Annotated in this window: 23 protein-coding genes; 7 read left to right on the top strand and 16 right to left on the bottom strand. The window is 49.0% G+C overall.

What is annotated here, in order from left to right:
- Both nadC and nadB read right to left on the bottom strand, forming a co-directional pair.
- Positions 1 to 843 carry a carboxylating nicotinate-nucleotide diphosphorylase gene (nadC, locus tag M3212_RS18005; RefSeq protein WP_251195358.1) on the bottom strand — a complete coding sequence of 281 codons (843 nt, stop codon included), beginning with the start codon at positions 841 to 843 and terminating at the stop codon, positions 1 to 3.
- 13 nt (positions 844 to 856) lie between these two features.
- Positions 857 to 2,419 (bottom strand): L-aspartate oxidase, encoded by a 1,563-nt coding sequence (gene nadB, locus M3212_RS18000; RefSeq protein ID WP_251195357.1) that lies wholly within the window; start codon positions 2,417 to 2,419, stop codon positions 857 to 859.
- Between the two features lie 116 nt (positions 2,420 to 2,535).
- On the opposite strand from nadB, the gene M3212_RS17995 reads away from it, so the two are divergent.
- Both M3212_RS17995 and M3212_RS17990 read left to right on the top strand, forming a co-directional pair.
- Positions 2,536 to 3,672 carry an IscS subfamily cysteine desulfurase gene (locus M3212_RS17995; RefSeq protein WP_251195356.1) on the top strand — a complete coding sequence of 379 codons (1,137 nt, stop codon included), beginning with the start codon at positions 2,536 to 2,538 and terminating at the stop codon, positions 3,670 to 3,672.
- 2 nt (positions 3,673 to 3,674) lie between these two features.
- Complete coding sequence (locus tag M3212_RS17990) at positions 3,675 to 4,211, top strand: transcription repressor NadR (protein ID WP_251195355.1); 537 nt, start codon at positions 3,675 to 3,677, stop codon at positions 4,209 to 4,211.
- A 165-nt stretch (positions 4,212 to 4,376) separates the two neighbouring features.
- On the opposite strand, the gene pheA is transcribed toward M3212_RS17990, so the two are convergent.
- The 4 genes from pheA to M3212_RS17970 form a co-directional block, all read right to left on the bottom strand.
- Positions 4,377 to 5,243: a prephenate dehydratase gene (pheA, locus tag M3212_RS17985; RefSeq protein WP_251195354.1), complete on the bottom strand. Its 867-nt coding sequence runs from the start codon at positions 5,241 to 5,243 to the stop codon at positions 4,377 to 4,379.
- A gap of 15 nt (positions 5,244 to 5,258) precedes the next feature.
- Positions 5,259 to 5,705 carry an ACT domain-containing protein gene (locus M3212_RS17980; RefSeq protein WP_251195353.1) on the bottom strand — a complete coding sequence of 149 codons (447 nt, stop codon included), beginning with the start codon at positions 5,703 to 5,705 and terminating at the stop codon, positions 5,259 to 5,261.
- Positions 5,706 to 5,991: 286 nt separating this feature from the next.
- Positions 5,992 to 7,275, bottom strand: a complete 1,284-nt coding sequence (obgE, locus tag M3212_RS17975; RefSeq protein WP_251195352.1) for a GTPase ObgE — start codon at positions 7,273 to 7,275, stop codon at positions 5,992 to 5,994.
- A gap of 11 nt (positions 7,276 to 7,286) precedes the next feature.
- On the bottom strand, positions 7,287 to 7,817 hold the full coding sequence (locus tag M3212_RS17970; RefSeq protein ID WP_251195351.1) for a Spo0B C-terminal domain-containing protein: 531 nt from the start codon (positions 7,815 to 7,817) through the stop codon (positions 7,287 to 7,289).
- 316 nt (positions 7,818 to 8,133) lie between these two features.
- On the opposite strand from M3212_RS17970, the gene M3212_RS17965 reads away from it, so the two are divergent.
- From M3212_RS17965 to M3212_RS17955, 3 genes are read left to right on the top strand one after another with little or no spacing between them, the layout of a single operon-like run.
- Complete coding sequence (locus M3212_RS17965) at positions 8,134 to 8,979, top strand: ABC transporter ATP-binding protein (protein WP_251195350.1); 846 nt, start codon at positions 8,134 to 8,136, stop codon at positions 8,977 to 8,979.
- On the top strand, positions 8,912 to 9,670 hold the full coding sequence (locus M3212_RS17960; RefSeq protein ID WP_251195349.1) for an ABC transporter permease: 759 nt from the start codon (positions 8,912 to 8,914) through the stop codon (positions 9,668 to 9,670). Before M3212_RS17965 ends, M3212_RS17960 begins: the two co-directional genes overlap by 68 nt.
- A 25-nt stretch (positions 9,671 to 9,695) precedes the next feature.
- The gene (locus M3212_RS17955; RefSeq protein WP_251195348.1) at positions 9,696 to 10,706 is read left to right on the top strand and encodes an aliphatic sulfonate ABC transporter substrate-binding protein; all 1,011 of its coding nucleotides are present in this window, start codon (positions 9,696 to 9,698) and stop codon (positions 10,704 to 10,706) included.
- 206 nt (positions 10,707 to 10,912) lie between these two features.
- On the opposite strand, the gene M3212_RS17950 is transcribed toward M3212_RS17955, so the two are convergent.
- On the bottom strand, positions 10,913 to 11,899 hold the full coding sequence (locus tag M3212_RS17950) for an aldo/keto reductase (protein WP_251195347.1): 987 nt from the start codon (positions 11,897 to 11,899) through the stop codon (positions 10,913 to 10,915).
- A 394-nt stretch (positions 11,900 to 12,293) separates the two neighbouring features.
- Between M3212_RS17950 and M3212_RS17945 the strand changes: the two genes are divergently transcribed.
- Positions 12,294 to 12,773: a hypothetical protein gene (locus tag M3212_RS17945; RefSeq protein ID WP_251195346.1), complete on the top strand. Its 480-nt coding sequence runs from the start codon at positions 12,294 to 12,296 to the stop codon at positions 12,771 to 12,773.
- 328 nt (positions 12,774 to 13,101) lie between these two features.
- Here M3212_RS17945 and hemY read toward each other — a convergent pair whose 3' ends face one another.
- Genes hemY through hemE form a run of 3 tightly spaced genes read right to left on the bottom strand, consistent with a single transcriptional unit; the run spans position 13,102 to position 16,481 of the window.
- Positions 13,102 to 14,493, bottom strand: a complete 1,392-nt coding sequence (hemY, locus tag M3212_RS17940; RefSeq protein ID WP_251195345.1) for a protoporphyrinogen oxidase — start codon at positions 14,491 to 14,493, stop codon at positions 13,102 to 13,104.
- A gap of 6 nt (positions 14,494 to 14,499) precedes the next feature.
- Entirely contained in the window at positions 14,500 to 15,432 is a 933-nt protein-coding gene (hemH, locus tag M3212_RS17935; RefSeq protein WP_251195344.1) for a ferrochelatase, read from the bottom strand.
- 11 nt (positions 15,433 to 15,443) lie between these two features.
- Positions 15,444 to 16,481 (bottom strand): uroporphyrinogen decarboxylase, encoded by a 1,038-nt coding sequence (hemE, locus tag M3212_RS17930; protein WP_251195343.1) that lies wholly within the window; start codon positions 16,479 to 16,481, stop codon positions 15,444 to 15,446.
- Positions 16,482 to 16,762: 281 nt separating this feature from the next.
- Between hemE and M3212_RS17925 the strand changes: the two genes are divergently transcribed.
- Positions 16,763 to 17,998 carry an EAL domain-containing protein gene (locus tag M3212_RS17925; protein ID WP_251195342.1) on the top strand — a complete coding sequence of 412 codons (1,236 nt, stop codon included), beginning with the start codon at positions 16,763 to 16,765 and terminating at the stop codon, positions 17,996 to 17,998.
- A 765-nt stretch (positions 17,999 to 18,763) separates the two neighbouring features.
- Here the strand turns inward: M3212_RS17925 and M3212_RS17920 are convergent.
- The 6 genes from M3212_RS17920 to M3212_RS17895 form a co-directional block, all read right to left on the bottom strand.
- Positions 18,764 to 20,911 (bottom strand): transglycosylase domain-containing protein, encoded by a 2,148-nt coding sequence (locus tag M3212_RS17920; RefSeq protein WP_251195341.1) that lies wholly within the window; start codon positions 20,909 to 20,911, stop codon positions 18,764 to 18,766.
- Between the two features lie 443 nt (positions 20,912 to 21,354).
- Positions 21,355 to 21,987, bottom strand: a complete 633-nt coding sequence (locus tag M3212_RS17915) for a response regulator (protein WP_251195340.1) — start codon at positions 21,985 to 21,987, stop codon at positions 21,355 to 21,357.
- Complete coding sequence (locus M3212_RS17910) at positions 21,962 to 23,038, bottom strand: sensor histidine kinase (protein WP_251195339.1); 1,077 nt, start codon at positions 23,036 to 23,038, stop codon at positions 21,962 to 21,964. The genes M3212_RS17915 and M3212_RS17910 overlap by 26 nt, the downstream gene beginning before the upstream one ends.
- Positions 23,035 to 23,856 carry a cell wall-active antibiotics response protein LiaF gene (liaF, locus tag M3212_RS17905; RefSeq protein ID WP_251195338.1) on the bottom strand — a complete coding sequence of 274 codons (822 nt, stop codon included), beginning with the start codon at positions 23,854 to 23,856 and terminating at the stop codon, positions 23,035 to 23,037. The genes M3212_RS17910 and liaF overlap by 4 nt, the downstream gene beginning before the upstream one ends.
- Before the next feature lie 26 nt (positions 23,857 to 23,882).
- Complete coding sequence (locus M3212_RS17900; protein WP_251195337.1) at positions 23,883 to 24,743, bottom strand: DUF4097 domain-containing protein; 861 nt, start codon at positions 24,741 to 24,743, stop codon at positions 23,883 to 23,885.
- Between the two features lie 138 nt (positions 24,744 to 24,881).
- A complete protein-coding gene (locus M3212_RS17895; protein ID WP_251195336.1) occupies positions 24,882 to 25,526 on the bottom strand; it encodes a PspA/IM30 family protein in 645 nt (214 codons plus the stop codon).
- Between the last annotated feature and the right edge of the window lie 15 nt (positions 25,527 to 25,541).

Below are 25,541 nucleotides of genomic sequence, written 5' to 3'. Positions count from 1 at the left end.
TTATTCTCCCTCCGCTTCGAGTAAAAAACTAATGTCTTTGGCTTTGACGGAATGCGTTAAACAGCCGAGTGAAAGATAGTCAACACCACAGCCGCGATAGGAAGCAATCGTCTCCAAGGAAATATTGCCGGATGCTTCGGTCTTTATCACGGAAGGGACGAGCTTAACATAAGCCGCGATTTCTTCCGGTGTCGCATTATCGAACATGATGACGTCAGCTCCGGCTTCGACCGCTTCAAGCACTTCTTCCTCGTTCGTCGTCTCCACTTCGACTTTGACCATATGACCTACTTTTTCTTTAACGGCCTGAAGCGTCTTCGTAATTCCGCCGCCGGCCAGTAAATGATTTTCTTTTAATAAAATGGCGTCGCTTAAGCCAAAGCGGTGATTAAATCCGCCTCCACAGCGCACGGCATATTTTTCAAAAATGCGTAAGCCTGGCGTCGTTTTCCGTGTATCACAAATGCGGATCGTTGGATCATCTAGACGTAGAACCGCGTTTCTGGCCATCGTCGCAATCCCGCACATCCGCTGAAAAATATTCAGCAATACCCGCTCACCGGCCAGCAGCGAAAGATAAGCCCCTTTCGCACTTACTAAAATATCTCCGGCCTGAAAATGTTCTCCATCAGCGACATGAAGCGTGACTTCCACCTCTTCATCGACACATTGATAGCCAAGCCGGACAATTTCACCGCCGGCCATCACACCAGCTTCTTTTGCGACCATATTTCCTTTTCCTCTTTTGCCTGGGGCAATCACGGTTTGACTCGTCAGATCCCCCTCGCCGATATCCTCCATCAGAAAAAGTTGCAGTCGTTCCTTAATTGCCAGCTTATTCATGTTCTTCCTCTCCTTAGCGCCGCAGCGGCATTATTCTCCGATTTGCTTTTTCTTCTTTTATGATGCCTTCCACCTGTGAAATGGCAACTGTCGTCCCGGCCCATTCTCTTTCATCTTTTTCCGGATGGTCACTGCGATAGTGACCGCCTCTGCTTTCTTTCCTCAGCAGAGCAGCTTCGGTAATCATCCAGGCAACGAGCACCATATTCCTTCGTTCCAGTTCCTCGTGTGACGTGCTTCCCCTTGGATAAAGCGCTCCCATCATATACGGTTCGAGCCAGCGCTTCATTTCCTGTAAGCCGGATTCGTCCCGGTTCATTCCGACATAAGCGGTCATCTTGGACTGAATCGCTGCTTTCGTTGGCGGACATCCGCCTGCAACAGGTCTCTCCTCCTCGAGCGGTGATTCTCCCCCGTCAAACAGCGGAACATCACGTAAATAGGTGGCGACCTGCTCGGCAAAGACAAGCCCTTCAAGCAGCGAATTGCTCGCCAGCCTGTTCGCGCCGTGAACGCCGGTACAGGCAACCTCCCCAATCGCATATAAGCCTGGAAGCGAAGTTTGACCGATGGCATTCGTTTCAATCCCGCCACTAAAAAAATGTGCACCAGGGGCGACCGGCAGCAGCGGCTGGTTTTCGTCGATCTGCGCCTGTTGACAGCGCTTCATCAAACCCGGAAAACGCTGGGCGAAATTTTCGACAGCGCGGCAGTCGAGAAAAATCGCCTCTTCGCATTGCAGAGCCTGCTCAATCGACCGGCTAACGACGTCACGCGGGGCAAGGTCTTTAAGTGGATGCCAGGCCATCAGCCGCTCTCCATTTCGATTGACAAGGAACGCTCCTTCGCCGCGCACGGCCTCGCTGATCAATCCGTACGTTTGCTGATCACGGACAAGCAATGTCGGATGAAATTGGACAAATTCCATATCAATCAGCCGTGCTCCCGCCCGATAAGCAAGCGCGAGTCCATCGCCGGTCGCTTCAGGTACATTGGATGTATACCGATAAAGCTGCCCGGCTCCTCCCGTGGCGAGAATCGTCGCCCGAGCGCGAACTGTGCCCCGGTCTGTTTCGACGCCAGCTACCCCGGCATCGGTGAGCAAGAGGCTTTGGACCATCGTCTGCTCCAGCACCTGTAAACGGTGATGGACCTGGCGAATGAGAGCGGCGGTTATCGCCCGGCCGGTCTGATCGCCCTCAGCATGGACAATCCGGCGATGACTGTGCGCCCCTTCCATCCCAAGCTTCAGCCGGCCATGTTGATCGCGGTCAAACTCCACTCCGAGTTCTTCAAGCTTTTTTACAATGAGCGGCGCCCGCTTCACCAGCAGTTCAAGATGATCCAAATGATGATGGTGATGACCCGCCTCAAGCGTGTCGGCATAATGGCTGCCCCAGCTATCAGGCGGATTGATCGCAGCGGCCATCCCTCCCTGTGCAAGGCTGGAATTGCTCTGTGCCAAATTTGACTTTGTGATAATCATCACATTCAAGTGATCAGCTAAAAGATGGGCAGCCATTAATCCGGCAATGCCGCTACCAATGATAACCACGTCTACCGCCTTATCAGCCATGATCATTCCTCCATGTAATTTACAGTTGTCTTGTCACTTATCTTTACATAAAATAAGAATTGTGACAAGAGATTTTTCGAAAGCGCACGTAATTTGAGGATGAAAAGGAGCCGATTATGCTTTATTTTGATTACAGCGCCACGACCCCGATGTCCGACCATGCGTTGGACACCTATCAGCATATCGCGAAGCAGTATTACGCCAACAGCCAAAGCCTGCACACACTTGGCCAGGAGGCGGAGGACATTTTAGCCATTAGCCGGCGGACGATTGCGGCAAGCCTGCCACCCGCACGCCCGGACGACATTTATTTTACCGGTTCGGGCTCCGAAGCGACATTTTTGGCGCTAACCGGACTGGCCATTGCACATAAAGTGAAAGGCAAGACGATTTTGACGACAGAAGGCGAGCATCATTCCGTTCATCAGGCTCTTGCCTTCCTTCACGAGCGCGAAGGGTTTCACATTCGGTATCTTCCCGTCAATCAATATGGACAAGTAACAGAAGAAGCGCTGCGCTCGGCCATCGATGAAGATACCATTCTCGTGACGATCGGTCATGCAAATAGTGAAATTGGCACCATACAGGATCTCGCTGCCCTTGGAAAGATTCTCGCCGAGCATGCTATACTGTTTCATAGTGATTGCGTGCAAACCTTCGGTAAGCTGCCGATTCCGCTCGATGTACTGACAAGCGCCAGCTTTTCTGCGCATAAATGCTACGGACCAAAAGGAGTTGGCGCCGCTTATTTACAGCATGCCGTAGGCTGGGCTCCATTTTTCCACGGGACGACTCATGAAAATGGCTTTCGGGCCGGCACGGTCGATGTTCCGGCGATTGCGGCGTTTGCCGCGGCGATAGAAGAGCTGAGCGCGAATGCCCACGCGGAAATGAGCCGGCTTGCGCAATATCGGAATGAATTTGTAAAGGCATTTGCCGACCATCCTGATGTCTGCTTTGAAGGTCATCCGACCGTGCGGCTGCCTTTTCATATTGCGCTGCGGGCGAAAGGAATGGAAGGACAGCTGCTGATGCTGGAATGCAACCGCAAAGGCTTCGCGATCTCAACCGGTTCAGCCTGCCGGGCCGGACAAAGCTCCCCCTCACGGACGCTGGTCAGCATTGGCCGTTCGGCGGAGGAAGCGCATGAGCTTGTCAGAATAACGTTTGGCAAGCACACGACGAAGCAGGAAGTCATGCAGCTGATCGAAGCAATCAAAGAAATTTTGCTGAGCTATAAAGGGGATGGATAGATGTGACAAATGGCAAGAAAATACTAGGCGAGGAACGTCGGAATCTGCTAATAGACTGGCTTAGATCAAGCGGCAAGCCGTTAACAGGAAATGAGCTGGCAAGGCGGACCAATGTCAGTCGGCAAGTGATTGTCCAGGATATATCGATCTTAAAAGCGAAAAAACATCCTATTTTAGCGACCGCCCAAGGCTATATGTATGTACAGACAGAAAGGCCGGCAAAAGCGAGCCGGATTATCGCCTGCCGTCATACGCCGGCGGAGACGAAGGAAGAGCTTTTTCTCCTCGTTGATCACGGCGTGACCGTGCGCCAGGTGATCGTCGAGCATGCCCTTTACGGAGAGCTGTCCGCTTCCTTAATGGTATCGAGCCGCCATGATGTTGAGCAGTTTTGCACTCATTTACAATCGACAAAAGCAGCCCTGCTATCCGAGTTGACCAATGGTGTCCACCTGCATGAGATTGAGGCGCAAACCGAAGAACAATTGGACAGCGCCATCGCCGCCCTTGACCGGCGGGGCTTCATCTTAAATGACTAAGAAAAACTCGCAAGGCTGTCTGAAAGAACCCGCTTCCAGACAGCCACCCCTAACATGCGAAGCCGGCACCACTATTTCCCACATAAAAAAAGACAAAAGGTTGATTTCCCTCTTGTCTCAAACATAGAAGCTACTTCCATATTTCCTCGCCTGTTCTCCATGATTTCAGCGGATTTTTTCTGCCTGTGGCACTAATTGATAGCACGAGTAACTGCCAAGAATATCGACCCCGCAGCCTAGCGCTTCCAGCTCTGAAACAGCTCCTGGTATTAGCACGTCATCAGCCAGGCCATCGATATCAATTAAAAAGAAATAATTGCCTAAGCCTGTTTTTGTCGGTCTCGACTCAATTTTAGTTAAATTCAGCTTGCGCCACGCAAAAGCGGACAGCACTTGATGCAGCGCACCGGAAAAATCAGACGGCAGTGTCACCATTAAACTCGTTTTATCAGCGATATGCTCCGGCTCTTGCAAGTGCGGCATATCAAGCGTTCTGCTCAGAACGACAAAGCTTGTACGGTTATGGGAATAGTCGTGGATATTTTCATGCAACGGCACGAGCTTGTATTCTTCAGCGGCCAGTTCATTGGCGATCGCCGCAATTTTCTGTTCCGGATGATTCGCGACAAATTCAGCCGCCGCTCCAGTTGAATTCATATATTCCCACTCCGCGCCGTTCAACTCCGCTTGAAGGAAATCATGGCATTGGGCAATCGCGTGCGGATGAGAAACAATTTTCTCAATCGGCTGCCGCCTGTTTTCCGGATGAACGAGTAAATGTTGGGCGATCGGCACCGTAACGCCGCCAATAATCGGCAGACGCTGTTTATGAATCAAATAATCGAGCGTCATGTTGACAGATCCTTCAATTGCATTTTCAATCGGCACGATCGCTGCATCGACTTCTCCGGCGGCGACGGCATCCATACAGGAAGGAATCGTTTGATAAGGAACAAGTTCCTGCTCGTTAAACAGTCCTCTCGCTGCCATTTCTGTAAATGTTCCTTTTGGTCCTAAGTAACTTATTTTCATGCTGCATTCTCCTCCCTAAGATCCCGAGCCTACCATTTCGACTTTTTCCACTACTTCAAGCCCTTCCAGCCACTCCATTACTTCATCAAATTCAAGCTTCATCGGAGCCGTGTCAATCGTTAATGTCATATGGGCGCGTCCCTGCAGTGGAATCGTCTGGTTAATCGTTAACACGTTTGCTCCTGTTTCAGCAACCTTCCCGAGCAGCTGTGACAATGAACCAGAACGATCAACTAAAATAATCGAAAGTGTGATGATTTTTTCTCTTACCATTGTATGGAAAGGAAAAATTCCATCCTTGTATTTATAAAAGGCGCTACGGCTTAACCCGACCTTATGTACGGCCTCATTGATTTTTTTCACTTTGCCGGAATGAAGCAGTTCTTTCGCTTCCAGTGTTTTTTCCATGGCGTCCGTGAGCATATCCTCACGCACGAGATAAAATGATTTACGCGAAGCCATAACATGGTTCACCTTCTTTCAGGTAGATCATTATCTTCTCATTATAGAATTCGCAACCCCTTTTGACAACATCATTCCCTAAATTTGTCTCTTACTAATGAAAAGCTGTCTTCCTCGAAGAGACAGACACGAACCCCCAGCCAAGGGCAGGCTGACTCTGCTTCGGCTTCGCTCGCTGCCCGTGCGCAAGGAGAACCCCACTCCTTGCGCACTTCAAAGCCTTGCAGCGGCTCCGCTCTTCGCTACGACACGAACCCCCAGCCAAGGGCGGGCTGGGGGTTCGTGTCTAGTCTATAAATTCAAATTCGAACTTTAGGATGCGGACGAGGTCGCCGTCTTTGGCTCCGCGTTGACGGAGTGCTTCGTCGATCCCCATGTGCCGCATTTGGCGGGCGAAGCGGCGGACCGATTCGTCTCTTGAGAAGTCGGTCATTTTGAAGAGGCGCTCGATTTCCGGCCCTGAAATGACGAAGACGCCATCATCATCACGCGATAACACAAAGCGGGCTTCCTCTTTCTGGTGCTTGTAGACGACCCGGGTTGATTGCTCTGTTTCCTCATGAAGCGGAAATTCCGGCGTCTGCTCAATTTTATCGGCGATCGTTAAGAGAAGCTCACGTACGCCCTCTCTCGTAATGGCCGAAATCGGAAATACAGGGTGATCGTCCTCAAGCTGTTCCTTGAAGCGCTTGAGGTTTTCTTCAGCCTCGGGCATGTCCATTTTATTGGCGACAATCAGCTGCGGCCGCTCCAGCAGACGTAAGTTGTATTGCTTCAATTCATCATTAATCAGCACGTAATCCTCGTAAGGATCGCGCCCTTCAAGTGCCGACATGTCAATCACATGAACGATGACGCGGGTCCGCTCGATATGACGTAAAAACTGATGTCCCAGCCCGACGCCTTCATGTGCCCCCTCGATTAATCCCGGCAAATCAGCCATGACAAAGCTTCTGTTATCCTCTGTTTCAACGACACCTAAGTTAGGCGTAATCGTCGTAAAATGATAATCGGCGATTTTCGGCTTGGCCGCCGAGACGACCGAGAGCAATGTTGATTTGCCGACGCTCGGAAACCCGACCAGCCCGACATCGGCAAGCACCTTCAGCTCAAGGACGACCTCGCGCTCCGTTCCCGGCTCGCCATTTTCCGCGATTTCCGGAGCAGGATTGGCAGGCGTCGCAAAGCGAATGTTGCCACGGCCGCCACGGCCACCTTTCGCGATAACAGCGCGCTGACCATGTTCAGTTAAATCGGCGATGACCTGCCCAGTTTGCTCATCAACCACCGTCGTTCCCGGAGGAACCTTCACCACCATATCGTCCGCATTTTTGCCATGCTGGCCTTTCGGGCGGCCGTGCTCTCCCCGATCCGCTTTAAAATGTCGTTTATAACGAAAGTCCATTAGCGTTCTCAGACCTTCCTCCACTTCAAAGACGACGCTTGCGCCTTTTCCGCCATCACCGCCGGCCGGACCTCCATCGGGCACATACTTTTCACGACGGAACGCAACCATCCCGTTTCCTCCGTCGCCACCTTTTACATAAACCTTGACTTTATCGACAAACACCTTTCTTCACCTCAGCTTCTTGTAAAACGAGTTAGTAGGACACATTCCTGTTTACTAACTTCCACGAGTTCGACAGCCGACTCCTGAGCAGCAAACTCCACGAGAGACTGTCCTTCTTGCTGTAATGTTCCCTGATAATCAAACGTTAACTCACACTGCTGATCGGTAAATAAAAAAGTCAATAGCAGATGGTTTTCTGTGTCCAATGTGCTTTCACGAGCTAAGCGTTCTATAATTTGCTTGCAGATGCGTAACAGCTCCTGCTCCTGCTTTGCCAAAGAAAAGACATCTCCCGCCACATCCATCTCTAATTTCATCTCGCGGCAGAACCAATTAAACGTCAACAAAAAATAGGACACACTCGGGGCTTGTATATTTGAAATTTCACTTTCACTACTCGACTGTCGCGCCACTTCGTCAATAATGTCAGCAATTCGATCATAGCGTTTTAGCGCCAGATTTCCTTTAATGAGCTGCATAATATTCAACCAGTCGTGACGCGCATGACGAAGCGCCTCTACCATATCAAAATGATTCGTCATTTCGGCTCTCCTTGTCTTTGCCCATTTCTTTTCCCACTATCAAGTGCATTACAACGCCTATCTTACCATATATTTGTTGCTTTGAGAAAGTTGCCCGTGATCCTTTCCCCTCCTCCCGCTTTCATTCCTACCTCCCTGCTGAGTATTTCAGCATAAAAATGTCTGCCGTCCTTTTCATTCTGCTGCTCTGGATACTGCGCTGTTTTCGAAAAAAGAATTGACAGCATCAGCCCCTCTACATATACTAAAATGAATAACCGACTATTTTTATAAGATTTATAAAAATATTTTCTTTCTGGGAGGGAGGCTGACTAAGATGTCTGAAATTCAAATTCAACAAGTTGGAAAAACATTCGAAAACAAACAGGAGAACACCTCCTATACCGTTTTTGAGGATATAGAATTGCATGTGAAATCCGGTGAGTTCGTTTCCTTATTAGGACCATCCGGATGTGGAAAGTCGACTTTACTTAATATCGTAGCTGGGTTAGAGAGTGCGAGCACGGGAACAGTTCTTGTCGGGAACCGCGAAGTAAAAGAGCCCGGAGCTGATCGTGGCGTTGTCTTTCAGGAGGCTGCTCTCATGCCGTGGATGTCGGTTCTCGATAATGTCATCTTTGCGATTAAAAAGCAATATTCCATACAGGAAGCAAAGGCAAGAGCGCTCGAATACTTAAAGCTCGTTCATCTCAGCAAATTCGTCGACGCCTACCCTCATGAGCTTTCCGGAGGAATGAAGCAGCGTGTTTCAATTGCGCGGGCTCTGGCGATGGACCCGGAAGTATTGCTGATGGATGAACCATTTGGTGCATTAGATGAACAGACGCGCTCGATGCTGCATAAAGAGGTCCAATATATTTGGGAGCAGACAGGCAAAACAATTCTGTTTGTCACCCACAACATTCGTGAATCGATTCTGCTTTCTGACAGAATCGTCTTAATGGGAGTCCGGCCCGGAGGCATTGTCAACATTTACGATGTGCCGATGGCCCGTCCTCGTAAATCATCAGATCCGGCCTTCGCTGCACTCGAAGAACAAATCAGCCAGCAGTTGGCCGGTGAGATTGAAAAAGTAATGAAGGAGGAGATGGGTGATGATTACCGTAGTCAGAAGGCTACTCTTCTTTACAGCTCTCATCGTAATATGGGAGACCATATATAGACTTGACGTCTTTGGCACCCAGATGTTCCCATCTCCTCTTCTTTCCTTTGTTGAGCTTTATAAAGGATTTTTCGAGACAGGGATTTTAACGGCTGCCTTAACGACAAGTATCGGCCGGATCGGACTTGGCTTTTTACTCGCCATCATCATCGGTTCGATTTTAGGGATTGTACTCGCCACCTCGAAGCTTGCTGACGAAACGTTAGGCTCGCTTGTCGTTGCCTTGCAGTCCGTTCCGAGTATCGTCTGGCTGCCGCTCGCCCTCGTCATGTTCCAGGGCGGAACCGGGGCGATCCTGTTTGTTATTGTGCTTGGCGGCACTTGGCCGATGACGATGAATGTCCGAATGGGCATCAAGAACGTCCAGCCGCTCCTGATCCGCGCCGCGCGGACGATGGGCTACAAAGGCTATGAATTAATTTGGAAAGTGATGATTCCCGCTTCAATTCCATCCGCGCTTACTGGAATCCGCCTCTCATGGGCATTTGGCTGGCGCGCGTTAATGGCAGCGGAATTACTCGGACGCGGCGGGCTCGGCAGAACATTGCTTGATGCGCGCGACTTTTTCAATATGGAGCTTGTCATTGCGATTATGATCATCATTGCAATTATCGGTCTTATTGTTGAATATTTTATTTTTAATCCAATTGAACGAAAGGTCCTCACCCGCTGGGGATATGCCAAATCATAATCATAATCAAAGGGGAGAAACAGATATGAAAAAATGGTTAAAAATGACCGGAGCTGCTATATTGCTGACGGCACTGACAGCATGCGGAGCCGGTGGCACGGGCAGTTCCTCGTCCGAAGACGGTCCTGTAAGAATTGGTTATTTTCCTAATCTTGATCATGCCGCAGCAATTGTCGGAAAAGAGAAAGGCTTTTTTGATCAGCAGCTCGGTGAAAAAGAAGCGGAGTACACTCATTTTCCAAACGGAAATGATTTCATTGAAGCGCTGGAAACAGGCAACCTGGATATCGGCTATGTAGGTCCCGGTCCAGCGATTAACTATTTTCTTGCGGGGGGCGACATCGTCATCCTCGGGACAGCGGCCAATGGAGCGACATTGATCGTGGCGCGCGAGGGCTCAGGGATTGAGACTTTAGAAGATTTTGGCGGTAAATCATTCTGTACACCTGGTAACGGCTGCACCCACAATGTTCAGCTTGAAATCATGCTGAAGGAACTCGGACTGGAGTCAAATCGCGTCGGCGGGACGGTCGAGCATCAGTCCCGTATTGCACCAGCCAATATGGTCGCGATGTTTGAACAAGGACAAATTGACGCGGCTGCCGCTCCTGAGCCATGGGGAACATTCCTCGTCGAAGAGCATAATGCCAATGTCGTCGCCGAATGGGATCAGGTTTTCTTAGGCGAAACATTGCCTAGTGTCGTCGTTGTTACGTCAAAGCAATATCTCGAAGAAAATCCGGAAGCGGTGGATGCTGTCCTCCGCGGCCATAAGGAGGCAGTCGACTATACAGAGGCGGATGTCGCTGATACGTTGACGACCATTAACGATCATTTGTATGACCTGACGCAAAATCGTCTTCCGGAGCCGGTGCTTGAAAAAGCGTGGAATCGGATGAAGGTGACGACCGAAACGTATCCAGATGCCCTACAGGAATGGGCGAACGCTTCCTATGAATTAAAGTTTATGGATCAGGACCCTGACTTAGACGGACTCGTCGACACATCACGTCTTGATGCGATTTTAGCAGAATAAAAAAGCAAAGGCGTTCTCCGAAATTTTTTGGAGAACGCCTTTTTATCGGCTTTTTTCTTAGACGGGCAGTGAGTAGATCATGTGACTTTATTCCACTAGAAAAGGACTTCCTTTTTTCGTGCTTTGGATTCATTTACACAAACTATTTAACGCTCTCTTACAGTGCCCATCTTTTAGAAGTAGCTTGGGCTTTATTAAAATGTCCTTTACAACGGCAAAGGTGCGACCGCTGAAATGAGTTGTTTTTCAATTAATTCCTGCCAGAATGCTTCTGGTATTTTCTCTCGTAAGGCTTCGAGGTCTTCCTCAATACGATCAGGTCTCGTTGATCCAGGAATGACCGCAGCTACAGCTGGATGCGCAGTTGAAAACTGTAGCGCTGCTGCTTTTAGGCTGACGCCGTGAGACTCTGCTACTTCTGTTAATTTGTTAATTTTCGTTTGAACTTCTGGTGGGATCTCACCGTAGTTATAGTGATCTCCGCCAAGTAGGGCTCCCGAGCTATACGGTGCACCTACAACAATGGCTGATTTTGATTGCTCGACTTCAGGCATCATTCTGCGAAGAGTATCTTCATGATCAAGAAGTGTGTATTGGGTTGCTTGTAAGCAAATAGTGGGATGTACTTCTTCAAGTTGAAGGGCAAGCTCAATTGGTATTGTTGTGTTTACGCCGAGACCCCAACCTTTTATGACGCCTTGTTCCTTTAAGTCATCAAGAACAAGGAAGGCACCTGTTCGCGCTTCTTCAAATTTGGCGATCCACTCGTCTCCATGAAAATCAGGTGACAGGTCGTGCACAAATACAAAGTCCAGTCGAGTGGTTTGTAGTCTTTCCATGCTTTGGTTGATAGAGGCATGGGTCGCTTCTGCAGAGTAGTCTGTCGTAACTTTATTGGTTCGGCCGTACGCAAAAAGTCCTTCTTTTTCCTCGGTTTCCTCTTCAATGACGCGACCAACTTTTGTACTTAATACATAATCATCACGGTTTTTGTTAGAAAGAAATTTACCTAAGCGAAGCTCGGCCAATCCTGCCCCGTAAAATGGTGCTGTGTCATAATAACGAATCCCTGCATTCCAGGCTGCTTCGATCGTCGCTTGTGCTTCTTCTTCCGGCACTTCACGAAACATATTGCCAAGTGGAGCTGTTCCAAGTCCTATTTTTTGAGTCAGTATTGCTTTTATGTTATCCATGTGTCATTCTCCTCCTATTTCATTCATAATCATTTTTTACCGTTATCATCTTTTACCGTTCATCTTAAGGTCTAAACCTCCTCTCAAAAGTAGGATAATTAATATCAGAAAGTGTACTAATCGATGCTAGTATAAACTGTTCTCCACTAGCTTCTGCTATTAGGGATTGTTTCTCTACCAACTTTTAACCTCCAAACATACTGGCACTGGATAAATCAATCGCTTTAGGATGAATACCGATTTTTTAGTCTTTTAAACGGACCGGCACATTCCATGCCGGTCCGCCTCTGTTTACACCATTCAATTTTACAACTTTCCATAAAAAAAGAAGATTATTTTTGGATACGGTTGGCAATAGAAGATAACAGTTCATTGTAGCAAAGGAGGAAAATAGATGTTTACACTGGCGGATATTCCGATTTTTCTTGTTTCGCTACTCGTGATTTTGCCGCTGATCTCCTTAATCCATCAAGCCGGTCATGTCTTTTTTGTCTGGCTATTCGGCGGCAAATTGCAGTTTTCTCTTGGTGCAGGGAAACGGTTATGTAAAATTGGCTGTTTTGAGATTCGCCGGATCTATTTTTGGCACTCCTTTTTCCAGTATGAAAAGCTGAAAAAGGATACAACCTTCTCTCATATTATGATCTTTCTTGGCGGGTCTCTTTTTAATATTATATCGATCTGCATCGTGAATGGGCTGATTCACAGCGACATTCTCCCGCCACATATCTTTTTTTATAACTTCGTCTATTTCTCGATTTACTATGTCTTTTTCTCTTTGTTTCCGGCAAGGTATTCCGATGACCATCCGAGTGATGCGATGGCGATTTATGACCTGCTGAAATACGGCAAAAAGGTCGATCCGCTCGATTAAGATTCTCAACCTTGCTGCATGATAAAAAAGCCCTCCTCCACCACCAGGCAGAGAAGGGCTTTTGAGATTAAGTCATTATCTTTCCATCATTTTATCGACGCGGGCACGCAGCTCGTTATACTCGGTAATAATATCTCTGATTGTAGCGAAAAGCTTTTTCACTGAAATAACCTTCTTTCCTTTGCTTAAGATACTTCTATTATCATACTGGAGTAATCTTTTGGCAAAGTCTTCATTATTTCAAGAAAGCGATAACAATCCATATGAAAGCGTCTTTCATTTTCATCTATCTTCTGTTTTCACTGAATTTTGCTGCTTTTCACATCGATTACAAATTTTGAACAATTCGTGCGACCGCGGCTTCTCCTTGATCAATGCAATCCGGCAGGCCAACCCCTTCAAAAGCGGCTCCACATAGGTGGAGACCAGGCAGGTTTCGCGCGACGTCTTCTTTGATTTTAGCGATTTTAAATGTGTGACCGACATGATATTGCGGCATCGATTGTCTCCAGCGTGTCACTCGAAAAAATTCAGGCTGCCCTTCAATCTCCATAATCTGCTTCAGATCATGAAGGACGGTTTCGACAATTTCCTCATCACTTCGCTCCACAATCGAAGAATCATCCGGCCGGCCGACATAGGAACGCAAAAGCGCGTATCCCAGCGGGGCGGAATGCTGCCACTTCTTATGGGTCCATGTACATGCTGTGATCGTATACGGGCTTTTTTTCGAGACGACGAAGCCCGTTCCTTCATAGGGATTGTTCACTGCCTCTTCTTTAAAAGCGAGCGCCACTGTCGCCACGGTTGTCGCCTCCATCTCCCGCAAGTAATCAAAGTACGGGTATGCTGAAAGCAGCCTGGCAGTCACATGCGGCGGAGTCGTCATAATAATATGATCAAATGATTCAATTGTTCCATCTGCCAGCCCGATAAGGTAGCGCTCCCCTTCTTTGCGGATAAAGCTTATATCGGCATTTTTGCGGACAGCGGCTGGAGTAAGCTGTTGTTCAATTGCATGAACAAATGACTCCAGCCCCTGTCTGAAGCTGAGAAACATCCCTTTGGACTTTTTGTCCATTGCCTTCGGTTGTGGCGCTCTTGTCGCCTTTATTCCCCGAATCAGGCTGCCGTGCTTCTGCTCAAGCTGCTGGAAATGCGGAAAGGTCGCCTTCAGGCTCAGCTTGTTTAAGTCGCCGGCATAAATTCCCGACAAAAGTGGCTCTACTAAATGATCAACCACTTCATCGCCAAGCCGCCGGCGGAAGAAATGGCCCAATGAAATATCCTCATTGGCCTTGAGCGTCGGGGATAAGAAAAGATCGCGCGCCGCCCGCAGCTTACCGGCAGCCGAAAAAAGAGGTGTGCTGAGAAACGGCTTGATTTCTGTCGGGATTCCCATCACAGCGCCACCTGGAATCGGGTAGAGCTGCTCACCCTTCAGCACATAAGCCTGTCCTGTATCATTGGCAAGCAGCTCCCCTTCCATGCCAACTTCACGCGCCAGCCTCGACATGCTTTCTTTCCGGGCGAGAAAGGAATCCGGACCGCGCTCTATGACAAAGCCATCGACAAGCTCGGTTTGAATTTTGCCTCCAAGGCGGTCAGTCTTTTCATAGAGCTGATACTCGATTCCTTCCACCTGCTCGAGCCGGTAGGCTGCCGCAAGTCCCGTGATTCCACCACCAATGACAGCGATTCGTTTTTCGGCATTTGACATCTGCTCTCACTCTTTCTCTGCAAGCTTTTTCTTCACAACGGCTGCGAGACAGCGAATGAACTCCGGCTTGGCATTCGGCATTTCCGGACGGAAATAATCGATACCAAGATCGTCACATACGACCTTGCACTCATAGTCGTTATCATACAGCACTTCTAAATGATCGGCGACGAAACCGACCGGGCAATAAATAATTGACGTATAGCCGTCTTTGCCATACAGCTCACGGGTTAAATCCTGAACATCCGGTCCGAGCCACGGGTCTGGCGTGTTGCCTTCACTTTGCCAGCCGATTGTATAATGACGGATTCCGGCTGCCTTTGCGATCAGATCGGCAGTTTCCTGAAGCTGCTCAGGGTATGGATCGCCCATTTCCAGAATTTTTTCCGGTAGGCTGTGGGCCGAGAAGACGACACATGCTTTTTCCTGATCGGCGATTTGCTCCATCGTCTGCTTCAGCTGCGTCACCCAGTATTCAATAAAGAGCGGCTCTTTGTACCAGCTGTCAATCGTCCGGATTCGAGGTCCGCCGATTCTCTCTGATTCCTGCTCAGCCCGGCTGTTGTAGGACTTCACACTGAACGTCGAATAATGAGGAGCAAGAACAAGGCTGACCGCCTCCTCGATTCCATCCGTTTTCATATCGGCAACGGCATCTTCAATAAACGGCTGAATATGCTTCAAGCCGAGATAGGCTTTAAATTCGATATCGTCACTGTTTTCATTTAAGAACTTTTCCAGGCTTAACGCCTGATCTTCGGTAATTTTTGCAAGTGGGCTGATGCCGCCGATTGCTTCATAGCGCTCAGTCAGCTCCGCCACCGCTTCCGCCGACGGCTTGCGCCCGTGACGAATATGCGTATAGTAAGGCTCGATTTCTTCCTTCGTTCTCGGAGTTCCATAGGCCATTATTAACAGGCCTATTTTTTTCTTTGCCATTTTTGTTCACCTCAACGTTTCATTTTACTAGCGGAATAATCATGAACGAACGCGGTCAAGCGCTTTAGTGTCTCAGGCTGGACTTCCGGAAAAACACCGTGACCAAGGTTAAAAATGAAATTAGGGCTTTTCATTCCCTCATCCAGAATCGCTCTCGTTCTTTCTTCAATCACTTCCCAAGGTGCAAGCAAAATCGCCGGATCGAGATTCCCCTGCACCGTCTTTTTCACTCCGGCCTCGCGCGCTTCAGCCACCGATAATCGCCAATCCAAACCGATGACATCGAGCGGGAGATCATTCCATTCATGGATCAGATGACTTGCTCCGACGCCAAACATAATAAGAGGAATGTTTTCTGCTTTGAGCGCTGTAAAAATCTTATTCATCACCGGTTTTACAAACGTACGGTAATCTGCGACATTCAGCGTCCCGACCCACGAATCAAAAATTTGAATCGCCTGGGCTCCGGCAGCAACCTGAGCTTTCACATATGTAATCGTCATCTCCGCCAGCTTGTCCATTAATAAATACCAGGCCTCAGGCTCGGCATACATAAATGCTTTTGTTTTATTGTAGTTTTTTGAAGGCCCACCTTCAATAATATAGCTTGCCAGTGTAAACGGCGCGCCAGCAAAACTGATGAGCGGAACCGTTAATTGAGTCCGAAGCAGCTTAATCGTTTCCAGAACATACGGGACATCGACTTCGGGCGTAATTTCACCAAGCCGTTCCACATCCTGCCTCGAACGCACCGGATCGGCAATGACCGGGCCAATGCCGGATTTGATCTCGACATCAATTCCAATCGCCGGAAGCGGGGTCATAATATCCTTATACAATATGGCGGCATCATTTTGATACTGGTCGACCGGAAGCTTTGTGACATAGGCACATAGTTCCGGCTGATGAGTAATCTCAAACAATGAATACTTTTCCTTCAACTCTCTATATTCTGGCTGTGAACGCCCCGCCTGCCTCATATACCAGACCGGCACATGGCTATGAGCCTCTCCCCGACACGCCTTTAAAAACTGATCATTAAATTCCATGCTGTTACACCCTCTCTTCATTTCTGTCTTTCGCGACAGATTTCAAACACTCACATCACTGCTTCTTTATTTTACTGTAATCTCTTAATAAATTACATCGCACCTACTACTATAATGACCCAATTTGACCCTGTATAGCCATCTTGGCAAACTGTCATAAAATTGATGAATGTCAGCCACCTGAAACCTTGTGAAGTAATCCTACACAGTTCCGCTTCTCTTTGCCCGAACCTGATAAAATGAAGATATCTGGATAGAAAGAACGAACAAGGAGGAGAGCGATGAAGACAGAAGCGCGACATATCTATGACGAAGAGCATATTCTTCCATACTTTCAGCCGATTGTCGGAGCCGATCAGCGGACGATTGTCGGCTATGAAATATTAGGTCGTTACCGCAGTGGAGATCATGTTATCAGCCTCGGACCATTCTTCCATCAGGCAACGGTGGAGAAGGAAAGGAAGCAGCGCGTTGACCGTCACATTCGGACAAAAGCATTAAAAATGATCGATCATCATGCCGGCCTGCGCAAGTCCTACTTTTTCAATCTTGATTCCGCTATTTTCACAGAAGAAGAGGACGAGCTCTTCTATCGGCAGCTGACCGCTCTGCTTGATACCAACCGTGAATTCAAGCCTTTTCAGTTTGTGCTGGAAATCACAGAAACGGATTTTTCCGCGAATGTTTCCGCTTTTTTAGAGCGTTTACAAAAATATCGCCAGCTTGGTTGCAGAATCGCCGTCGATGATTTAGGAAAAGGGTTCAGCAACCTCGAACGCGTCGCCCTGCTTCATCCGCATATAATGAAGGTCGATTTAAACCTGGTCAAAAAAAGCGCCGACAGCCAGTCGCATCGTGACGTTCTTCATGCCCTCTCCATTCTCTCCCAGCGACTTGGCGCCCAGCTGCTTTTTGAAGGGATTGAAACACTTGATTTACTCGAAAATGCCTGGAGAAACGGCGCTCAATACTATCAGGGATTTCTTTTTTCGAAGCCACAGCCTACTTTGATTGAAGCTGTCAGTTCTGTTGAGAACCTCCATAACCAGCTGGAAAAAATGATTCAGGCGGAAATAGACCGGCAAAAAAAGCATTATTCCTTTGAGGAAGAGCTGAATCACCTCCTGGAGCAAACGCTGCCAGCCACCCCTTTCTCAGCCGATTATGATCAATATGTGGAAAGCATTTGCTCCACTCTTCCGGACCACTGCTTCCGCGCTTATGTGTGCAACCGGCTTGGCTATCAGCTTTCCGGTAATCATCAGCGCCAATCACGCGGAGAATGGACCGTGTTCCACCATTACCGGAAAAAAAACTGGAGCTGGCGGCCCTATTTTCTGAAAAACATCGTTCAGATGGAGCTGAATCAAAGGGGCATACTGTCTGAGCCCTATACCGATCACGACCCAAACGAGATGATTCAAACCTTCTCCTACCCCGTATGTGAGGACACGTACCTATTTATCGACATTACCCTCCCTCTGGCGGACAACGAAAACAAAGCGGCCTGTCACTAGGCCGCTTCAGACCGTAGACAAATCGAAGCTGGGTCAAAAGTATTTTCTATATGACTATCCGAACAAATGAAAAGAGGGGAATCCGTCGCTCCTGAAATAGACTTCGCTTTCCGCGGGAAGCTGGTGAGCCTCCTCGGGCTACCGCCCTGTGGGGTCTCACCGTTGCTTTTTCTCCCGCAGGAGTCTTCGTCTATTTCATCCACTAATGATAGTGCTTTGTTAGACATTCAGGTAAACACAGTAGTTATGGCCCAGCCTGTTTTGCATTTTTCGTATGGTTTTCCGGCTACATGGCAGCAAAACCAAGCATCGCCTGCATGGAATTTTTTTCGAGCCCCTTCACTAAGATCAGCTTCTTATGGTCTTTGTTTTTGGTTCATCGGGAAAGCACTGGCCAGTTCTGACACACACGCGAATTGGAGCTGTATTCATGGTATCCCAAGTATCCCACTAGAAAAAGCGGACGGGATGGGAGGGCCGACTCCTGTAGGAGAGAAGGGCAGGTTGAAATCCACCGGCGTGCCGGTTCGGTTCGTTCAACGCCCTCCTGCGGAAAGCGTGCCCCCCCATTACGAGAGCGGGTTTGAAGCTCTGGATCGGGACAATACTTATACCAAAAAAGCCTGTCACTAGGCCGCTTTCTCGTCTGAAGTGGACAACAGGAACGAGATTCCGTTCCCAGGCAAAAATAGTGGGTAAATCCCCTTTTGACCGCTAATAGCGAATGAGGTTCCTCCTTCCTCTCCCGGCACCCCTTACCCGCTGCTAATGAAAGCCGAAGCGGAAGTGGACGTCAGCGATATTAGACGGCTGTCCGGTCTGCTCCGTCGTGGAATCATAAGGAACAATCTGATAGCGTTTATTTGAGAATGGATTAAGGGAGCCGATAAAATAATGATTCTCGTTCACGACCGTTGCAATCCTTGTCCGCTCGCCGCCATCCACCTCGTAAATTTGATAATAGATTCGCTCATCAGCCGGTGCCGACCAGAGCAGCTGAACGCTCATCATCCCACGGCCTCCCATTGCCATCGTCGCTTCCAAATCATCTATTACCGGCAAATCGACAGGTGGGTCGAGCTCCTGAACCTCCATTGGCTTTTCAAATGCAACCTCGCGCATCTCACCAGGAAGCTCATTAATAATTTCCTTAAACAAAACAGTCGGATAGCTGCTCCCTCCGCGCAGATAATGGTCGGTCGATGTGACATCATAGCCCATCCATGCCGCTCCGACTACGGTCGGCGTATAGCCGACAAACCAGGCATCCATCGTCGCCCCTTCAACATCCGGATAGGTCGTCGTTCCGGTCTTGCCGGCCAGCGGGCTATTGACCGTACCATTTGTTCCTGTGCCCTCCTTGACTACGGATTCAAGCATTCTCGTCATATACCAGGCTGTTTGCGGGGAAACGACTGCCTCTTCCTCGACGGGAGCTTCGCCGATTTTATGTCCATTCCGATCATAGATTGCCTGAATAAAATAAGGCTCGACCCGCTTTCCTTCGTCGGCAAATACGCGATAGGCAGTGGTCAGCTCAAGCGGCGTCACGCCTTCCTGCAAGCCGCCGAGCGCTATCGCCAGTCCCCGGTCAGGCAGCTCAAGACCAAATTGCTTTAGCAATGGCAACGCCTGATCAATGCCAATTTCATTTAACAGCCAGACCGCCGGCGCATTGACAGAATGCGTCAACGCCTCATACATCGTCCGGTTGCCCGCGTATTCATTTTGATAATTACGCGGTGTGTAGCCGCCATCATATTCAACCAGCTCATCCTTCAATAACGAATAAGGATGATAAATGCCTGTTTCCAGCGCCGGCGCGAACACAGATAATGGCTTTAAAGCCGAGCCCGGCTGCCGCTTCACATTGACCCGGTTTAAGCCTTTTCTGACATATTCGCGCCCTCCCTGGACGGCAAGAACCCCGCCGGTGTCTGTATCGATCAGGACAAACGCCGCTTCTGCATCCTCATTTCCTTCTGGGAAAAAACGGTCTTCCCTGACCTTTTGATAAGCGGCTTCCTGAACGTGACGGTTCATCGGCACAACGATCGTATAGCCGCCTTCAAGCACCTCTTCGTTCGTTAATTGATAGCGCTCTTCAGCCTCATTCAACACCATATCAATATAGGTTAAATACGCCTCGTTTTCCGAGATGCTGTTATGATCAGCCGCTACTGTCCGCCCTTGCAGCCGGACTGCTTCCTCAGCATTGATATAGCCTTGACGTTCCATCACCGTCAGAACGAGGTCACGCCGCTGCTTGCTTCTCTCCGGATCGACAAGCGGCGAATAGGAGTTCGGCGCTTTCGGAAGCCCGGCGAGCAGCGCCCCTTCATCAACCGTCAATTCAGTGACAGGCTTGTTGAAATACAGCTTTGAAGCAGCCTGAATGCCGTAGGCCCCATGACCGAAATAAATACGGTTTAAATACATTTCCAAAATCTCGTCCTTACTGTACTGCCGTTCGAGGCTCATCGCAATTAACACTTCCTTTGTTTTGCGAAGCCACGTTTTCTCGTTTGACAAAAAGGCATTTTTCGCCAATTGCTGCGTAATCGTACTCCCGCCTTCCACCTTCGCTCCGGCAAGGATATCCCGGTAAAGAGCGCGGCCGATGGAGCGGAAATCGATTCCCAAATGTTCACGAAAGCGTGTATCCTCAATCGCGATAAATGCCTGCTGCACATGCTCGGGAATTTCCTCGATTGAGACAAGCTCACGATTCTCGATAAAAAGCTGGGTCAGCAGATGTCCTTCCTGATCAACGAGGGAGGTCGTCGTTTTCATAACAAGACTTTGATCGTTGACGACATACTGACCTGCCAAAATAACAATAAGATAAATAATAAGAGCCAGAAGAACCATTGCCAGCAGGGCAGAAATCCCAAATACGATCTTTTTCTTCATTCGTAACCACCTCCTTTGTTACCTCTTTTATACGAATTAAACACCATGTTTGTTTCACGCCTGTCTGGAAATGTCGATTTATGCTATAAGAGTAGCATATTACAGCAGTAAAAATAAAATCGCCTCGTTCATCTCTCCTCCTGCCGCTGACTGTCTTTTCTGGCAGCGCAGAAATGGCTTTCCTTTCCGGACGCAGCTGCTGTCATTCCTGTCACATGCTAAAAGGCCGGATCAAAAGGTTGTTTTTTCCCCCTTTTGCCCAGCCTTTAAGCTAGCTTTATTAAGCCCGTTGTGAGAAAGCTGCTGAAAAAGTCAAAATCGTCCTTTTTCAGCATTACGATAAAGGAAGTTTTTCAGCGCCCCGTTGAGAGCCGGTTTATGCGACGGCTGAAGACCAAATGGGAAAAACAAAGCGACCGCCTCATTCCGATCCCTTCTCGCCGTTACTTAACAAGTCCGCAGCGGTGGGCATAAACCGCAATTTGCGTCCGGTCATCAAGCCCCAGCTTCTGCAAAATATGACTGACATGGGTCTTTACCGTTTTAATCCCGATGTAAAGCTCATCGGCGATCTCCTGATTGCTTTTGCCTTCGCCAATTAATTGCAAAACTTCAAGCTCACGCGGTGTCAGCGAATCATGCGGCTGCTTTTCCTTTGCGCCTCTCATCCGCTGCATCATCTTATTCGTCACCTTCGCCTCAACGACCGCTTCGCCTTTTGCCGCGCTGCGAATCGCGCTCGTAATCTCGGCGGCCGATGACGTTTTCAGCAAATAGCTGAACGCCCCTGCCTCAATCACGGGATAGACCTTCTCATCATCAATGAAGCTGGTCAGTACGATCACCTTTACATCCGCCAGCTTTTTTGTAATCGCCGCCGTCGCCGCGATTCCGTCCATGCCTTCCATCACTAGATCCATTAAAATCACGTCAGGCTTCTGTTCGACCGCCAAGTCGATCCCTTCCTGCCCATTGCTTGCCTGACCGACGATCTCAATGTCAGACTGAGTCGACAAGTAAGCTGACAGCCCCATTCTTACCATTTCATGATCATCCACTAACAGAACCCGAATCATTGTCCGCCCCCTCCTTCCATGTCACCGGAATGTTGGCCTCCACCTGTGTGCCTTTTCCTGGTACCGAGACAATATGAAGCGTACCGCCAATTTCATTCATTCTTTCCCTCATCGTATGCAAACCGTATGAGCCTTGCTGAACCTTTTTCGGATCAAAGCCGACTCCGTCATCAATTAATTTCACCTTCAGTTCGCGCGCCGACCGCCTGATTTGCATCTCAAGCTGACTTGCCTTCGCATGGCGCAGCACGTTGGATATCGCTTCCTGAACCATCCGGAACAGCTGGTCCTCGATCCCCTTCGGCATCTGGACATCCTCATCCATCACCATCCGCACCTTGATTTTATATTTTTGCTCAAGCTCGGCCAGCAGCGCTTCCACGCCTTCATGCAAGCTTTTCCCTTCAAGATGGGCCGGTCGCAGATGAAGCAGCAGCGCGCGCATTTCAGCCTGGGCCGTGTTCGCCATTTTTTCAACCAGGGCGATTTGCCGGGCGGCCGCCTCATCGGCATTCAGGCTCTCTTTAATCGCGGCCGTCATCATCGAAATCGCAAACAGCTGCTGGCTCACGGCGTCATGCAAGTCACGGGCCAGACGCTGACGTTCCTCGGTGACGGCGGCTTTTTTCACCGATTCCTGCAGCTGCACGCGCTCGGAGGAAAGACGCTGTAAAGACGCAACCTGCTCTTCAATATGAGCGGCCATCCCGTTCATTCTCGCCGCCAGTTCAGCAATCTCGTCCTCTCCCTCAACCTCGACCCGATGAGAGAAGGTGCCGCGCTCATAACGCGTCGCACCATGCACGAGCTGGTCAATCCGGCGCCGCAGCGGGGCAGCCTGCAAATAACCGCTGATCATTCCGGTCGTGATGATCAACAGAAGCATCCAGACGATGATCGGAAAGCCGGCCAGCTGGCGGTCAAACACGAGCAGCAGACCGCGTTGATCTTCATATGTAATAAAAAAAAGAAAAAAGAAGGAGATCAGCAAGGTCACAATCACACTATGACGAATAAACTGCCATTGCAATAAGGCAAGTCGTTTCCTCATATATCCCTCACCTTCACTTCTCCAATCACGGTGGACAGCACAAGCTTCACCCGCCGGGGAGCGCTTTTATACCCTTTGGTGGCAATGGCCAGTTGAGAATTAACCCCCTCGTGCTTTTCATGAAATAAAGATACAGAACCGAAGAGGGACGAAGCCTGGATACTCGTTGCAAGGTCATTCGGCACATAAAAATCAACCTGGCAGATGCCTCCCTGAACGATGATCACTGTTTCTCCCTCCGGAATAATCGCCCGCGACAAATCAATCCGCACATCGCCAATTCCGTTCCAGATTGTCAAATCACTTAATTCAAATGCTTCCCCTCTATAATGAATGTCACCGATCCAGCTCCGGCGTATGGTCGCGGTGAAGTATTCTTTGCCGGCTTTCTCCTGAAAGGCAAACGAGGCCGTGCTTTGTTTTTCTTCCTGCCAGGCAGTCGATTCTCCACTTTCATGAACGGCAGCCGGCTCCTCCTGTTTCGGCTCCGGCTCCCGCTTCCGGCGCTGCTTCTTTTCTCTTTTTTCTTTCTTTGTGCTGCGCGGTGATTTCACAAGCTTGACCCCGTAATAAAGAATCACGGCGGCAACGAGCATCCCCATAAAGTTCATCCCAAGCACGAGATCAAAGAGGATGCTGGCGCTGATGATGAAAAAAATCATGCTTAAAAGTTTGTGCTTTCTCTGGTAAAAGAACATCCCAAGGCAGAAGAAAATGAGCGGTGCGACAAAAGAGCCCGTTGAAATGCGCAGCGCATGAAATAAAAGATTTAAACCGATGATGACGATGATCAACCCGAATAAGGTTTGTTTTTTCATGCTTCCGCTCCTTTCCCTGTTTCCGTTTAATGAAGATCGATATCACCTGATGTAGTTGAAATGAAAAACGGATGCTCTCCCTTGCCTATTTTACCAGAAATCGCTTTTGATTGAAGCGAAGAATCAAGCAGTTCGGCATTGACCTGAATATCGCCCGAAGTCGTCTTCGCTTCGATCTCAGCATTGCCGTCCGGCAACCATACTTCAACATCACCGGAGGTCGTCTTAAGGTCAGCGGCCTGATTTCCAGCGACATAGTCGACCATAATATCTCCCGAGACGGTTTTGGCGTTTATCGCGCCATGCAAGCCGCTTACTTCGATATCTCCGGAGGTGCTGTTCAAGGTTATGGCAGCTCCGTCCAGTCCATGAATCTCGATATCTCCGGAAGTTGTCGCCACCTTGACGTCCGGCGCTGTAACCGGACCTGCCTCAACATCCCCTGACACGGTACGAATGTCTAGACCCGTCAGATCCTGTTCCCCGCTCATGTTCAGATCGCCTGATACTGTTTTGATGTTCACCCTATCCTGATAGGATTCCGGAATTTGAACAATCGCTTTCGTCGGTTCTCTTGTGAATGAAAAGGACAGAAAATGAAAACGCTCCTCTTCTATTTTGACCTCAAGCCTCGACCGTTGTTCGACCGATTGAAGCTGTACTCGTTTATTCTGATTCTCGAGCCGGACAAGCAGCTCCGTTCCTGAATACGTTTCGATTTCCCAATCAACGGCGGTGCTTGTGAAGGTTAAATCGTCAACCTGCTTCAAATCAAATTGACCTTGATCTCCCACTGCTTTTGAGGTTGAAGGAATTACAGCCGGCAGCGAAGCGATTAAAATGACGATACCCGTAATGATCAGTGCAAACCCAGCTAGTTTTTTCATTGATCTCTCCCTTCAGCTTGACCGGGGACGAACGAAGGCGAAGCGGTACTCTGCTTCGCCTCCCGCGCCCGATTGTTCTTTTTGTCACTCTTTATCTTAACGTGAGGCAGAGCGATGAACAAGCGCCCAATGCTCTGTTCATTGATTTGCCTGCTGCTTCAGCTGCTCCAGTTCAGTTTGAAGCTCTTCCTCATCCACATCAGGAAGGTCACTCACGACAGCCGATCTGCCACCGCTTTTCCATTCGAGATCAGTCACTTTATCTTCCATTCGCTCAAATTCATTTTCAATGATGCTTTCCTGCTGGCGGTACTTCCGCTTCGTATTTTTTATCTGCTCACTCGCTTTTACGGCCTGGACACGCAGCACAAGCTCAAGCTTGCGGTCGCGCAGCTGGTTGTACTTCTGCTCAAGCTCGGCAAGCGTTTGTTTCTGCGCCTCAATTTGCTGCTCATTCTTTTCGCGCAATGTCGCGAAGCGACTCATTTGCTCCCAGGCTTCCTTCTTGCTTCTAAGCGCCATTTTCGCCAGTTCATCGTTCTCCTTTTCCACAGCCAGGCGCGCCTGCTGCTCGCGGCGTTCGACCAGCTCTTTAGCGGTCTGCCAGTTTCTTTTTAACGTTTCATCAAGACGAAGATGCTTGTCAATTGTCGCCTGCTGCTTCCCAATATCAGCCTTCATATCACGCATGTATTGCTTCACCATCACGACCGGGTCTTCCAGCTTTTCCAATCCTTCGTGCAAATATGCTTTACAAAACCGGTTCAATCTTTCCATTACCATATTGATCACCCTCCA

The organism is Halalkalibacter oceani (assembly GCF_023715705.1).
Lineage (GTDB): Bacteria > Bacillota > Bacilli > Bacillales > Bacillaceae_D > Halalkalibacter > Halalkalibacter oceani_A.
This window is presented reverse-complemented; position numbering and strand designations above follow the sequence as displayed.

Coding starts and splice junctions, on each gene's coding strand:
- nadC (WP_251195358.1), bottom strand. CDS start 843: ATGAATAAGCTGGCAATTAAGGAACGACTGCAACTTTTTCTGATGGAG.
- nadB (WP_251195357.1), bottom strand. CDS start 2,419: ATGGCTGATAAGGCGGTAGACGTGGTTATCATTGGTAGCGGCATTGCC.
- M3212_RS17995 (WP_251195356.1), top strand. CDS start 2,536: ATGCTTTATTTTGATTACAGCGCCACGACCCCGATGTCCGACCATGCG.
- pheA (WP_251195354.1), bottom strand. CDS start 5,243: ATGAAAATAAGTTACTTAGGACCAAAAGGAACATTTACAGAAATGGCA.
- M3212_RS17980 (WP_251195353.1), bottom strand. CDS start 5,705: ATGGCTTCGCGTAAATCATTTTATCTCGTGCGTGAGGATATGCTCACG.
- M3212_RS17970 (WP_251195351.1), bottom strand. CDS start 7,817: ATGACGAATCATTTTGATATGGTAGAGGCGCTTCGTCATGCGCGTCAC.
- M3212_RS17965 (WP_251195350.1), top strand. CDS start 8,134: ATGTCTGAAATTCAAATTCAACAAGTTGGAAAAACATTCGAAAACAAA.
- M3212_RS17960 (WP_251195349.1), top strand. CDS start 8,912: ATGATTACCGTAGTCAGAAGGCTACTCTTCTTTACAGCTCTCATCGTA.
- M3212_RS17955 (WP_251195348.1), top strand. CDS start 9,696: ATGAAAAAATGGTTAAAAATGACCGGAGCTGCTATATTGCTGACGGCA.
- M3212_RS17950 (WP_251195347.1), bottom strand. CDS start 11,899: ATGGATAACATAAAAGCAATACTGACTCAAAAAATAGGACTTGGAACA.
- M3212_RS17945 (WP_251195346.1), top strand. CDS start 12,294: ATGTTTACACTGGCGGATATTCCGATTTTTCTTGTTTCGCTACTCGTG.
- hemY (WP_251195345.1), bottom strand. CDS start 14,493: ATGTCAAATGCCGAAAAACGAATCGCTGTCATTGGTGGTGGAATCACG.
- hemH (WP_251195344.1), bottom strand. CDS start 15,432: ATGGCAAAGAAAAAAATAGGCCTGTTAATAATGGCCTATGGAACTCCG.
- hemE (WP_251195343.1), bottom strand. CDS start 16,481: ATGGAATTTAATGATCAGTTTTTAAAGGCGTGTCGGGGAGAGGCTCAT.
- M3212_RS17925 (WP_251195342.1), top strand. CDS start 16,763: ATGAAGACAGAAGCGCGACATATCTATGACGAAGAGCATATTCTTCCA.
- M3212_RS17920 (WP_251195341.1), bottom strand. CDS start 20,911: ATGAAGAAAAAGATCGTATTTGGGATTTCTGCCCTGCTGGCAATGGTT.
- M3212_RS17915 (WP_251195340.1), bottom strand. CDS start 21,987: ATGATTCGGGTTCTGTTAGTGGATGATCATGAAATGGTAAGAATGGGG.
- M3212_RS17910 (WP_251195339.1), bottom strand. CDS start 23,038: ATGAGGAAACGACTTGCCTTATTGCAATGGCAGTTTATTCGTCATAGT.
- liaF (WP_251195338.1), bottom strand. CDS start 23,856: ATGAAAAAACAAACCTTATTCGGGTTGATCATCGTCATCATCGGTTTA.
- M3212_RS17900 (WP_251195337.1), bottom strand. CDS start 24,743: ATGAAAAAACTAGCTGGGTTTGCACTGATCATTACGGGTATCGTCATT.
- M3212_RS17895 (WP_251195336.1), bottom strand. CDS start 25,526: ATGGTAATGGAAAGATTGAACCGGTTTTGTAAAGCATATTTGCACGAA.